Source organism: Streptomyces sp. NEAU-W12, from assembly GCF_026242095.1.
In the GTDB taxonomy this organism is placed as follows: domain Bacteria; phylum Actinomycetota; class Actinomycetes; order Streptomycetales; family Streptomycetaceae; genus Streptomyces.
Genome location: NZ_JAPJDM010000055.1, coordinates 1 through 12916, shown reverse-complemented (window position 1 = coordinate 12916; position 12916 = coordinate 1). Strand labels below are relative to the sequence as shown.

Sequence of the window (12916 nt, the reverse complement as noted above, 5' to 3'; positions counted from 1 at the left end):
AACCGGCTCAAGCGCCACCGGGCCGTCGCCACCCGCTACGACAAACTCGCCGTCCGCTACGAAGCGACCGTGCTGGTCGCAGCCATCAACGAGTGGCTGTGACCAGCACTTTCACAACAGGCCCTAGCCTTGTGCAGTCGGCCCTCGGAACCCGGCCAGCCCGCCGGACGCGAGCCACCCAGGCAGGGGCCCGCGGGCTGGCTGTGAGGCGCGTGTGGGGCCGGCACCGAGCAGGAAACGGCATCGGGGGTGTGGTGTGGCAGCGGGGGTGTTGCGGACCGTGCCGCTGGCCGGGGAGCTGACCGCATCGTTGATCAGCCGTGTGGCGGCCCGCTACGGTCTCCCGACCGGCGGTGTGCTGCGGCTGTGGACATGCCGCAACTCCCCCGCCCGGCACGACGGCGGCGGTGCGCGGGCGGACGCGGAGGTCGTCCTCAACGGGGCCGGGCGGCGGGTGCTCGCCGAGCTGTGCAGGGTGGAGCCCAAGGTACTGGCGCGCGCTTTGCCTGCCTTCACCATGGACGACCCCAAGATCAGCACCGGCCGGGCGGCCGGGGTGGCACAGGCACGGTGGCGGGCGGCGGGCACGGTGGCGGGTCCGGCCGCGTTCGGCTGCCGGCTGTGCACCGCGCGGCGCACCGGACAGGCACTGCGAGCGGTGCGCTACCTGCCACGCTGGCATCGGGTCTGCCATAGGCACGGACGCTGGCTGCTGGACGCGGACGCCGACCAGCCGCTGGAACACCTCGATCTGCGCCTGCTGCCGGAGGTGGCGGCCGCGCAGCGGCAGTGGCCGGGCGTGGCACGGCGTGCGGTGCGGGCCGAGGTGGAGCCGGAGCAGGCGTTCACGCTGGCGCATGCGGTGGTGGCCCGCTGGTGGGAGCAGGCCCTGTCCTGGGAGCAGGAGGAGATCTGGCCGCGCCGTCTGCACCATTTGGCGGGCGGCAACGCAGGATCGCGGCTTGCGTGGTGGCGGATCGTGGGCCGGGACGCGGCGATCTTTCCGGAGGTGGTGGCCGTGGCGCAGGCGCTGCTGGAGCCGGCGATGGCCGAGGTTGCCTGGCAGGCAAGCGGCGGGATGCGGCCTCGGGTGCGGGGCGCCGACGATGCGTTCTGTTACCGGCTGGGCGAGCGGGTGGGCCGCACCTGGCTGGGGCCCGAACTTGCGGCCGACCACGGCAGCCCGCTGAACGGCTGGAAGGGCGCGATCGTGCGCGCCCGCCGCCACGAGACGGGGCCACCGGGCTGGCGGGAGGATCCGTGGCACCTGAAGCGGGAACAGCAGCCCGCCACGATGGCCGGCCAGTTGCGCGTCATGGCGGCAGAAGCCCAGTCGGGCGGCTCGGGGACCCGGTGGCGGGCCACCGTGAGCGCCGAGCAACGGTTCCGGATCACGCAGTTGGTCGACGAGGCGCGCGAACAGCTGGTGGAGTTGCGCGGCGTGCACAGCGGCACCACCGCCGAGGTGGCCCGCACCCTGCTGGAGCACCTCAGCCACAGTGCCGATCTGATCGACCAGGCCCTCGTGCATACCGCCGCCGCAGCCGTCGCCTCCGGGGTGGCGCTTAAGGAGGTGGCTCAGTGGTCCCGTCTGCCCGCCGAGGAGCTGGCCGCGGTGTTCGCCCTGGGTGAGGGCGAGGACTGACACAACGGCCTGCAATGGGAACGTGAAAGTGCGGGACTCTGCACTGACACCGGTACCCGGTCGCGGCAGCCTGGGTGCCGCGTGCAGCCCAACATCCGTTGGTTGCACCGATGTTGCGGTTACCGGCCAGTTCTCCTGCGCGGCAGGTCAGGCATGGCGTTGTGTGGAGTACGTGATCATCGACAGCAGCCAGGAGGCCGCATCGTCCGCGGTGCCCGGGGCCGGGTGCCGCATCCTCGAGCCGCACAGTACGGGTGGTGCTGTTCGACGCGAAGAAGCTGCGGCTGTAGATGCCAGCCTGATCGATGTGCGCTTTCGAGACCCTCTGGGGTGCTCGCGTCAGGTCCCGTGGCTTGAGGCTGCGCAGGACGTCCCTTTCGAGGAGAGTCCTGTAGTACGGCCTTTCCCCGTCCGGCCCGGGCGGCGTGTGGCTCCGGGCTGGTGGTGGTCGTCGACGACCGGGCGGCTGGTGGCGTACGGGTCCGGTGTCATGCGGACCGCGCTGATGCTGCTGGACCGGGATCCGGCGGTGGTGGCGCTGGCCTGCCGGCCGGTGGAACTGGTGTGGCGTGAGGAAAGCAAGGTCGTCGGTCATGCACCGCAGCTGATGGCCAGGCTTCAGGACGGCAGCGGCCTGTTGCTCGACTGCGCCGGACGCAGCGGACCCTCTGCCCGGCTGGCGGCGCGGGCACGGGTAGTGGCGGATGCCGCCAAGGCAGCGGGCTGGTCCTACCGGCTCGCGGGACCGCCGGATCCGGTGTTGGTGGCCAACGTGCGGTGGCTGGCGGGATACCGGCATCCCCGGTACGCCGCAGGGCCGTGGACGCCGGCTCTGCCGGAGGCCTTCGGCAGTCCGCGGCCGGCGGCGGAGGCGGTGTATGAGCTGGGGGATCCGATCGCCGTGTGGCCTGCGGTCTTTCACGCGCTGTGGAGCGGTGTGCTGCGGGTGCGGCTGGACGAACCGCTGCACGAGCGTGCCCTCGTCTCGGTCGCACGGCAGGAGGCCGAAGCGGCGTGACGCAGGCGGTTGTCGAGGTCGGGGCGCGCCTTCGCTACGACGGGCGGGTATGGACGCTCGCCGTGCTGGAAGGCGCCCGGGCCACGCTGGTGAGTGACGAGGGCGCCTCGGCGGTGGTGCTGCTGCCCTACCTGTTCGCCGATCCGTCCTTCGAGGTGGAAGGCGGACCGGTGCCGGGGAGGGTGCCGCCGTTCGGGCTGCTGGAGGCGCTGCCGGTGGAGGTGCGGGAGCGGGCTCTGGCGTGGCAGCGGCATGTGCGGGAGGTGGAGACCGGCTTTCCTGACGCGGTCGGGCAGGGCGCCCCGCGTGAGCAGTTCGATCCGGCGGCGCGGAGTCTGGAGCAGCGGGAGCGGGCGAAGGCCGAGGAGTTGACGGCGGCGGGCTGGGCGGCGAGTGCGGCGACGGTGCGCCGGATGCGGGCGCGCTACCGCAGCGAGGGCTTGTGGGGGCTGGTGGACGGCCGGGCGGTGCGTGAGCGGTCGGCGGTGGGGCGGGCCGATGAGCGGGTGGTCGCGGCAGTCAGGACAGTGCTGGAGGGACAGCGGGAGCGGTCGACGGGCACGCTGGTGCGGCTGCGCCGGCGGGTGGGGTGGCTGCTGGAGGAGGAGTACGGCGCCGGGGCGGTGGCCCTGCCGCCGGCGTCGACGTTCAACCGGCTGGTGCACGCGGTGGCCGACGGACAGGGCCTTTTGGGGACAGCGGCGCAGCGGCGGTGGCATGCGTCGCGGCCGGCACCTCCCTTCACGCCGACGGTGGCACTGCGGCCGGGTGAGCTGGTGATGCTGGACAGCACGCCGCTGGATGTACTGGCGGTCCTGGACGACGGTGTGACCGGCCGTCTTGAACTGTGTATCGCGCTGGACGTGGCGACGCGCAGCATCTGCGCGGCGGTGGTGCGTCCGGTGGGCACGACGTCGGTGGACGCGGCGATGCTGCTGGCGCAGATGGTGGTACCGACGGCGATGCGGCCGGGCTGGGATGCGGCACTGTCCATGCAGCGGTCGGTCATCCCCTACGAGCGGCTGATCGCGTTGGACGCGCGGCTGGAGCAGGCTGCCGCCCGGCCGGTGATCATGCCGGAGACGGTGGTCGTGGACCAGGGCCGGGTGTATGTGTCGGCGTCGTTCGTCTCCGCGTGCGAGAGCCTGGGGGTGTCGGTGCAGCCGGTGCCGCCGGCGAACGGCCCGGCGAAGGGGAACGTGGAGCGGACCTTCCACGCGATTGCCGACGGGTTCAGCCAGTACCTGCCGGGCCACACCGGCTCGGACGTCTCCCAGCGGGGCGCGGCCGCGGAGCAGGATGCCTGCTGGAGCCTGACGCAGCTTCAGGAACTGCTGGATGAATGGGTCATCTGCGGGTGGCAGGAGCGCCGGCACGAGGCGCTGCGGCACCCGATGATGCCGCGGGTCGCCGTCTCCCCGAACGAGATGTGGGCGGCTTTGGTGGCGGTGACCGGGCATGTGCCGGTGCCTTTGTCCGCCGATGATTACGTCGAGCTGCTGCCTCTTCGGTGGCAGGCCGTCAACGACTACGGCGTCCGCTTCGGCTACCGCACCTACGACCACCCCGGCCTGAACCCCTACCGGCGCCGCCGCTCACCGCGGGCGGACAAGAACGGACGGTGGGAGGTCCACCACAACCCCTACGATCCGAACCGGGTGTGGGTGCGCCTGCCCGAGGGATGGCTCGAGGTGCCGTGGGTCCACGCGGGGGCGGTCAGGCGCCCGTTCACCGCGTTCACCTTCGACCACGTCCGCCGCACCGTGGAACGCCGGCATGGCCGTGAAGAGCACGAGGCGGCGATCGCCCAGGCACTCGATGCGCTGCTGCGCCGTGCCGGCCAGGGACTGGGCAGCAGGCGAGAGCGGACGGTGGCCGCCCGGGCCCAGGCGGCCGCGCAGATGACCGATCCCTCCCCCGCCACCACCCCGCAGCAGTGGCCTGCGCCTCTGGCGCCGGGGGCCTCGTTCGGGCTGCCCGGCTCCTTCACCGTCCCGCTCCCAGATGCCGGCGGCTGGGACGCCGACGACAGCCTGGACGACATCGAGGACAACCAGGACGACGAGGACTACCTTCTCGCCGCCCTTGCCGACGGCCAGGACGCCGCGGCAGGCCACGCGGATGAGGCCGACGCATACGGGCCGACGGCCGAAACGGCCCGGGCCCAGGCCTCTGAGCAGGCGCTGGGCGCCGCCAGGGCGGGCGGCATGCGCATCTACGACCCGTACCAGGAGGCCCAGGCATGGTGACAGCGGCCCAGCCCGCCACCACGAGCACGTTCAGTCCGCTGACCACGTGGGACGGATGGCAGCAGTTCGTCGACACACCCCCCGCCCCGGCGCTGGACGTGGGCGACCATGAGTGGACGCTGGAGCAGCGGGAGGACTACCACGCGCGGTTCGTGGTGCTGAAGACTCCCGCGATGGCCGCCATCTCCACCGCGGTACGCCGTCTGCTGCTGCTCAACCGCGGCCAGCAGGGCGGAGCCCGGCGTGGCCTGATCATCTCCGGGCCGGCGACCACCGGGAAGACCACCGCCATGCAGCAGCTCGGGCGCACCGTCGAACTCGCCGACCGGCGCCGCCACCCGAACCAGGACGGGCGTCTGCCGGTCCTGTTCATCACCGTGCCGCCGTCCTCCACCCCGAAGATGCTCATCAGCGAGTTCGCCCGCTTCCTCGGCCTGCCCGCCCTGGAACGGATGAACCAGATCCAGATCACCAACGCCGTGTGCGAGCTGCTGTGCGAGATGAGCACCCAGCTGGTCCTGGTCGACGACGTACACCTGATGGACACCCGCAGCCGGGCCGGCGCCGAGACCTCCGACCAGCTGAAATACCTCGGCGAGCGGATCCCGGCGACCTTCGTCTACTCCGGCATCGACGTCGAATCCTCGCCGCTGCTGACCGGCGTGCGCGGCTCCCAGCTCGCCGGCCGCTTCAAAATCGTGCGCAACCAGCCGCTGCGCTACGGCAGCCCGGCCGACAAGCAGATCTGGCACGACCTGGTGCGCGGCATGGACAGCGCCCTGCGGCTGCGCGCGCACCGGCCCGGCACCCTGCTCACGCACGCCGCCTACCTCCACGCCCGCACCGGCGGCCGCATGGGCAGCCTCTCCCACCTCATCCGCGAAGCCGCCCTCGTATCGCTGCTGGACGGCACCGAGAAGATCACCAAGAAACTGCTCGAACAGATCGAACTCGACACCGCCGCCGAACAACGGGCCCGGGCACCACACCGCCACCGGACGCCCTCGCAACGCCAGCCCTGACTGGCGGCGTCTGCATCAACCGTCCGTCCCGATCCCCCGTTTGGCCACTGCTCGGATGCCCTCCGAACCCTCCAGGAACGACCTCTGCTCCCTCATGCACGACTCTCTTCCACCACAGCCGCCGCCGCGTATGGCTGCGGCACGTCCGGGGCCGGTGCGGCTCGCGCCGCTGCAGGGCGAGACGAACCTGTCGTACCTGGACCGGCTGGCCGACCGCTACCGGCTCGGCGTCAGAGACCTCATCCCCTCGCTGCTCCAGGTCGGCGGAGGCCTGTTCAAAGGCTTCCGCACGGACGGCGAGGTGTACCTCAACGCCCAAGCCCGCGCCCGCATCTCCGCGTTCAGCCGCGTGCCCGAGGAGATCCTTCAGCGGGCTCTGCCCGCCTGGACCGCCCAAGAGCCCGTATCGCCGGACGGGGCGGGTGCAGCCGGGCGGTTCCGCTTCGGGGCCGTCGTGCCGGCCGCGGGGGAAGGCTGCCGGCTGTGCACAGCCGCACGCACCGGACGGGCCAAGCCCGCCCGGCTGTACCTGAAACCACACACCCGCATCTGCCCGCGCCACCGGCGCTGGATGCTCGGCACCCACTGGATCGACGGCGCACCGGCCGGCACCGAACAGGTCGATCTGGCGGGGCTGCCGGAGTTGCCCGCGGCGCACCGGCAGCACCGGGACCTGCTGCGCCACCGGCCAGACGCAGCCAAGGCGTTCGCGGTCGCCCATGCAGTGGTCGTCTCCTGGTGGGCGCAGCAATGGCCCGAGGAGGAACAGTGGCCGCGCCGGGAACGCCAGACCGCGCCGCCGGGGGCTGATCCGGGCTGGTGGCGGCTGCTGGCCAGAGACGCGGTCACCTACCCGGAGACCGTCGCCCTCACCTCGGTCCTCACCGACGAACGCACCAGACAGCGGCTGCTCGCCGACACCGGCGGGCATCTGCCCCACAAGCTCGCTCACGTGCCTGGTCTGGTCGGCGAACTGGCGCGGGTCACGGGGCGGCCGTGGCTTGCCGAGCGGGTCGCCTCGACCTCGGCCGGTCCTTTGCTGCTCTGGGTGCAGCACTGCGTACGGGCCGACGCGGACACAGCCGTCGCCGACCGGCTGTGGACACTGCACATGGCGCACCGGCCCCGCCCCATCGCCCGCGAACTCACCGCTTACCGCGACACCGCACGGCAGCCGGAGAAGGCTGCGGGCGGTACACGGCTGCACCTGGGACTCCGGCACACCTCGGATCAGGCCTTCACCACCGGCCTGGCCCACGCCCGCGCCTACGCCGCCGTCCACGGCCACCTCGCCGCTCCGATCGGCGAGCGGTTCAACGGCTTCGCGCTTGGCCGGTGGCTGTCGAATCACCGGAAATTCCCTGCGATGCCGCCCGAACACGTCGCGGAACTCGAGGCGCTGGATCCGTGGTGGAGACCGCCGTGGACAGTGATGTGGCAGCGCTCCTACTACGAAGCCCGCGACCATGCCCGCGCCCGGGGCGGCCTGCGACCCGAACACGGCTTCCCTGCCACCAGCTTCGGCCTGGGCGAATGGCTGTACAACCAGTGCACCGGCTACGACGAGCTGCACCCCGCACAGCAGCGCCTCCTGGCCGGCATCGGCCTCACCCCCGAGGCCGTACAGACGGCCCGGCCCCGCCGCAAGCACATGGCCACCCACTTCCAGCGCGCCCTCGCCTGCGCCCGCTCCTTCGCCGAGGCCCACGGCACTCTGGTGAACGCCACCACCGACACCGTCCAGGACGGACTGAAGCTGGGACAGTGGCTGTCCAACCAGCGCAGCAAGGACCGCGCCCACCAGCACCGCCACGGCGCCCCCTCGTCCCGGGCGCAGGCGCTGTCGGCGATCGACCCCTGGTGGAACCCGCCCTGGACGCTGGAATGGCAGCGCTCCTGGCACCAGGCACACACCCACGTCGACGGCGGTCACGTCCTGGATCCCGCGGCCGGCTTCCCCGGCACCACCAGCGCACTCGCCACGTGGCTGACCACCCAGTGCGCCCAGTACGACACACTCCAACACGACCTGCTCGCCCGCATCGGAATCACCGCGCACCAGGCCCGCGGCGCCGCCGCACGGCCCGCCGAAAACGAGGCCGACTTCGCCACCGCCCTGGGCTACGCACGCTCCTACCACGCCGTCCACGGCACCCTCGCCGCCGCAGTCGACACCGTCCACGACGGCTTCCAGCTCGGGCGGTGGCTGCGCCGGCAACGCCAGCACGCCCGTACCGACGCCGACCGGGGCGCACTTCTGCCTGCCGCAGCGAAGGCCCTGACCGGGATCGACCCTTGGTGGTGCCCGCCCTGGAGCCTCGCATGGCAGCGCGCCTGGCAGCACATCCACGACCAGATCAAGGCCAGCCACCGGCTCGACGCCGACCACCACTTCCGCAGCTTCGCCCCCGCCCAGCGCACCTGGCTACGCACACAACGCAACCACTACGACGACCTCCACCCCGGCCAGCAGCGCCTCCTGGCCGACATCGGCCTCACCGGTGAGACGGCCCGCACCCGGCCCCTCAACCCCTACGCCGAGACCGCCCTCGCCCACGCCCGCACCTACGCCGCCCTCCACCACACCCTGGCCGTGGCCTACTCCACCGTCCACGACGGCTTCCCCCTCGGCCGCTGGCTCAACGACCAACGCCAACAAGCCCGACGCGACACCACCCCCAGCGCCCGCCACCAGGTACTGACCGCGATCGACCCGTGGTGGAACCCACCCTGGGACCTGGCCTGGCAACGCGCCTACACCCGCGCCCGCACCACACAAACCCGGCCCCACGGTGTCCCCGCCGACGTACGAACCTGGATCAGAGCACAACACGCCGCCTGGACACACCTACGCCCCCAACAGCAACAACTCCTGACCGACCTGGACATCACCCCCAGTACAGAAAAAGCCGTCGCCCGCCGCCGGACCAGCCGCGTCTACCCCACAAGCCCAGGCCTCGCCCACGCCCGCGCCTACGCCGCCCTGAACGGCCACCTCGCCTGCAGCAAAGACACCCGCCACGACGGTTTCTCCCTGGGCGACTGGCTCGTACAAACACGCCGCAAAGCCCGACAAGGACGCCTGGCCCCCACCACCACCCACACACTCGACACCATCGACCCCTGGTGGAACCCACCCTGGCCCAGCATCTGGCAACGCACCTACCAGCAAGCCAAGTTGCACCACCACACCGGCCAGCCCTACTCCCCCGCGCTCCAGCGATGGACCGAGCGGCAACGCACCCGCTGGAACACCCTCCACCCTGACCAGCAACAGCTCCTCACCACCATCGGCATCCACCCCGGATAGAACCGACAACACCACCACTGTCAGACCCATACGGAACAATCCCGCTATGGGCGAATCCCTCGCGACAGAGTTCCTCAGCGCGGACCTCGAGACGGCCTGCCCCGGCTGCGGCTACCTGATGTGGGTCCGCTACTCAGAGGTCGTGGCCCAGACCGCCGTGACCTGCCCCTGCTGCTACACCCACATCTGGCTGGTCGACGAGACCGGCAGCGCGCAGAACGCTGGCGACGTCGTCCAGCAGCAGGTCGCACAAGCTCTGAAAGGCCTCTTCCGGTGAAGTACCAGCAACGCCTCCAGGTCGCCGTACGCGAACGCCTGCGCAAACTTATGACCGCGCCCTACTCCAGCGCCGGCCACGAAGTCCACCTCGCCGTCACCTGGATCAGCAGCCAACCCGCCCTCAAGGGCCTCCTCGAGGAAGCGTCCCGGGCAGAACCAGGCGTCGACCGGGAGCGGTTCCGCACCGGACTGACCCGCAGCGGCCGGTTCGTCTGGCCCAGCCGAACCGAGCAAGGGCGAGCCGCCCTCATCTGGGAGCTGATGCAGGACATCGCTTCCAAAGAAGCGAGCGATCCCAAAGTCGGACTGCGTGCCGCGATCGGCTACAGCATGCAAGGACCCCATCAGAACAGGTGGCGTAAGTTCGCCGAGGACATCCTGCAGCCCCTGTTCGACTTCCTCAGCGAACGCGTCGGCGCCGAGAGCAGCATCCTGCACACCCTCGAGCGCTACCGCACCCGCATCGAGTGGTTCGACCGCGAAGAGCTCTACACCCGCTTCAAAGCGAATCTCGCCAACGGCGAAGAGGTCTACAACCTCGACCTGCAGCGCTTTCTGTTCCTCGAGGGCGACCACATCACCCACGCCAAACCGCGCTCAGCATCCGGCGAAGCCGACCTCATCGGCGACCTCGACGGCCGCGACCCCCTCGTCTGCGACGGCAAGATCTTCGACGGCAAGGGGCGCGGCAAGGGCTACCTCGTCAAAGGCGTGCACCAGATCGTCAAGTACGCCCACGACTACGGGCAGCACACCGCCTACCTCGTCATCTACAACATCACCGACAAGCTCCTCGAACTGCCCACCGACGGCACCCCCGGCGCATGGCCCCCGTACACCGAAATCTCCGGCGTCCGCGTCTACTTCATCCACGTCCGCGTCCTGCCACCCACCACCACCGCCAGCAAAGCCGGCAAAGCCACCCGCGTCACCCTCACCCACGACGACCTCACCAACCCCGACACCACCTGACCCGTCCATCAAGTAGCAGCCCACCGGAACTGCACGACGCGCGATCAACCTGCGCACACCCCGTACGCGCAGGTCAGACAGACACACCCCGCCCAGCCCCACACTCCGGGCCCCCAGGCACCGCGAACATCACCCAGAAGAACTGAGAAACCCCAGCTCGCAGCCACAGCAACAACTCAGAAAGACTGGGCGGCGACAACCGCGATCTCCCTGGCCTTGAGTGGTCCCTGGCCCGACGGCTGCCGCTCATCGAGCACGCCCAGGATCCGTTGGTAGTCCGGCGCCAGCACCGTCACCGGCAAGCCTTCGCGCCACGGCGGCACGATCGAGCCCGGCACCGGCGCGGGCACGGCTTCCTGCTCCGCCTCGGTCCCGGTCACGGCGGTGGACTCGGCAGCCGAGGCTGCCAGGGCCTCGACCAGCTCCTCCCGCGCGATCACCCGCCGGTCCAGCTCGATCTCCGCGGCCTCCAACACCCCAGCCAGCCGCGCGGCTTCTTCCCGCAGCCCCTCCACCCGCACCCGGGCCGCCGTCTCCCGCTCCTCCAGCATTCCCAGCACCGACGCCACCGCGCACCCCTCGATCGCAGAGCCGAAACAAGACGCCGCATGCCTCCCTCATCCCGATCCAGAGCATGCCTGACCAGCGAAAATCAAGCGATCACGTTCGGTTGAGATACGGCTTCTTAAACAACAAGCTGAGGAATCGGTCCGCGACCAGTGATCAGTGACCGGAGGTCGACGACCAGCGACCGGCGCCACGGCCCGGCCCGATCTGCGTCAGAAGGCGTACGGTCCGAATCGCCCCCAGGCAACCACCGCGGCCAGGATCAGCAGCGCCAGGTTCGGCGCCAGCCATGAGAACTCCCCGCGCCGGGCGTGCACCACCATCGCGCCGGCCATCGTGACCGCCAGCCCGGTCGCGGCGAGCGGTACCAGAACCGGGGCGATGCCGGTCACCGCCGGGAGGATCAGCCCGACGGCGGCCAGTACCTCAAGGGCTCCGATCGCTTTGATCTCCACCGGCCGCCAGCCCGCGTACAAGCCCAGGCCGGAAGCGATCAACTGCTCCCGCGACCGCAGCACTTTCGTCGCGCCGGAGAACAGGAACACGGCCGCGAGCAGCCCGGCAACGACCCAGAGGACGACATCCATGATTCACCCTTGACGCAGATTGAGTTAAGCAGTGAAGTGAAAAGTAGCCCTTATGACTTCAACGTGCAAACGTTGGTCGCTTGCGCGTTGAAGCTATACTCGACGCTGTGACCGACGAACCCCGCTGGCTGGACTCCGATGAGGAGCAGACCTGGATCACCCTGGTCGCCATGCTGTTCCGGCTGCCGGCCGCCCTCGACGCGCAGTTGCAGCGCGATGCCGGACTCAGCCACTTCGAGTACCTGATCCTCACCGGCCTGTCCGAGGCCCCGAAACGCACGTTGCGGATGAGCGTGCTGGCCCTGCTCTCCGAGGGTTCGCTCCCGCGCCTCTCCCAGGCCGTCGGCCGCCTGGAGAAGCGCGGCTGGGTGCGCCGCGCGCCGGACCCGACCGACGGCCGTTACACGCTGGCGATCCTCACCGACGAAGGGTGGGACAAGATCGTCGCGACCGCGCCCGGCCATGTCGCCGAGGTGCGCCGCCTGGTCTTCGACCCGATGACCAAGGCACAGCCGAAACAACTGCGCGAGATCGGTGCCCGGGTGCTGCGCGCCGTGGACCCGGACGGCCCGCTCCCCGGAACCCGCCCCTTCTGACCGGCGCCGCGCTCCGGAACCCGCCCCTTCCGGCCGACGCCCGGAGCGCCGCATGTCCGCGGCGGCTCGATCGGCTGCGGAGTCGAGCCCCGGATCCACAAAGCGACCGGCCGATGTGCCAGGGCCTGATTGACCACCTCGTCAGCCGACAACTCCCTTTCCGGCGGCCTGTCGACATCAGCACCTACTGACACACCTCATGGCAGAACCACTGAGCTCCCGCCAACCTGAAAATACCTGGTCAGCAGGGCTGGTGTGACCGTGTCCACGGGTACTCGTGCTGATCGTGGGCGGAAGTCTTCGTCGTAGATCGTCTGTCAGCGGTTGATCTCGAGGTTCGTCAGGACGAGCAGAGCGCGCAGGGGGACCTGTCCCCGAGTGGTGGACACCTCTGAGCCCGGCCCCGGCAGGGGCCGGGTAGGAGGCATCTTTTATGGTGATGAAGGTCTACTCGCCCGAGTTCAAGGCGGACGCTGTCGCGCTGTACCTGTCGGACCCGAGCCACACTTTCGAGGGCATCGGTAAAGATCTGGGGATCAGCCGGGAGACACTGCGTAACTGGGTGCGGGCCGAGCAGGCCCGCCATGGCGGGGGCAGCACGACGAGTACGAGCACGGAGAAGAGCACGGTGGATTCCCCGCCGACGGCCGAGGAGCTTCAGGCCGAGAACG

At 70.5% G+C, this 12916-nt stretch carries 11 protein-coding genes and 1 pseudogene; 10 read left to right on the top strand and 2 right to left on the bottom strand.

Translation table 11 applies throughout. From position 1 onward, the window contains the following. From ORI94_RS34395 to ORI94_RS34360, 8 genes and pseudogenes are all read left to right on the top strand, one after another. Positions 1–102: pseudogene (locus ORI94_RS34395) on the top strand (IS5/IS1182 family transposase); the annotation flags it as partial. 154 nt (positions 103–256) lie between these two features. Beyond that, positions 257–1645 carry a TniQ family protein gene (locus ORI94_RS34390; protein WP_323056118.1) on the top strand — a complete coding sequence of 463 codons (1389 nt, stop codon included), beginning with the start codon at positions 257–259 and terminating at the stop codon, positions 1643–1645. After that, complete coding sequence (locus ORI94_RS34385) at positions 1629–2663, top strand: TnsA-like heteromeric transposase endonuclease subunit (RefSeq protein WP_323056117.1); 1035 nt, start codon at positions 1629–1631, stop codon at positions 2661–2663. Before ORI94_RS34390 ends, ORI94_RS34385 begins: the two co-directional genes overlap by 17 nt. After that, entirely contained in the window at positions 2660–4912 is a 2253-nt protein-coding gene (locus ORI94_RS34380; RefSeq protein ID WP_266082926.1) for a transposase, read from the top strand. Before ORI94_RS34385 ends, ORI94_RS34380 begins: the two co-directional genes overlap by 4 nt. Further along, complete coding sequence (locus ORI94_RS34375) at positions 4906–5934, top strand: TniB family NTP-binding protein (protein ID WP_266082924.1); 1029 nt, start codon at positions 4906–4908, stop codon at positions 5932–5934. The genes ORI94_RS34380 and ORI94_RS34375 overlap by 7 nt, the downstream gene beginning before the upstream one ends. Before the next feature lie 130 nt (positions 5935–6064). Beyond that, entirely contained in the window at positions 6065–9244 is a 3180-nt protein-coding gene (locus tag ORI94_RS34370) for a Helicase associated domain protein (RefSeq protein ID WP_266082922.1), read from the top strand. A gap of 46 nt (positions 9245–9290) precedes the next feature. Then, a complete protein-coding gene (locus tag ORI94_RS34365; protein WP_266082920.1) occupies positions 9291–9521 on the top strand; it encodes a hypothetical protein in 231 nt (76 codons plus the stop codon). After that, positions 9518–10495, top strand: a complete 978-nt coding sequence (locus tag ORI94_RS34360) for a hypothetical protein (protein WP_266082918.1) — start codon at positions 9518–9520, stop codon at positions 10493–10495. The genes ORI94_RS34365 and ORI94_RS34360 overlap by 4 nt, the downstream gene beginning before the upstream one ends. A 176-nt stretch (positions 10496–10671) precedes the next feature. Here the strand turns inward: ORI94_RS34360 and ORI94_RS34355 are convergent, their stop codons facing one another. Both ORI94_RS34355 and ORI94_RS34350 read right to left on the bottom strand, forming a co-directional pair. Then, complete coding sequence (locus ORI94_RS34355; RefSeq protein ID WP_266082916.1) at positions 10672–11064, bottom strand: hypothetical protein; 393 nt, start codon at positions 11062–11064, stop codon at positions 10672–10674. Between the two features lie 210 nt (positions 11065–11274). Then, positions 11275–11649 (bottom strand): DoxX family protein, encoded by a 375-nt coding sequence (locus ORI94_RS34350; protein ID WP_266082914.1) that lies wholly within the window; start codon positions 11647–11649, stop codon positions 11275–11277. 107 nt (positions 11650–11756) lie between these two features. On the opposite strand from ORI94_RS34350, the gene ORI94_RS34345 reads away from it, so the two are divergent. Together ORI94_RS34345 and ORI94_RS34340 are read left to right on the top strand one after the other, a co-directional pair. Beyond that, a complete protein-coding gene (locus tag ORI94_RS34345; protein ID WP_266082912.1) occupies positions 11757–12245 on the top strand; it encodes a MarR family winged helix-turn-helix transcriptional regulator in 489 nt (162 codons plus the stop codon). Positions 12246–12678: 433 nt separating this feature from the next. Continuing rightward, on the top strand, positions 12679–12916 hold a 238-nt coding region (locus ORI94_RS34340), incomplete at its 3' end, for a transposase (protein WP_266082910.1).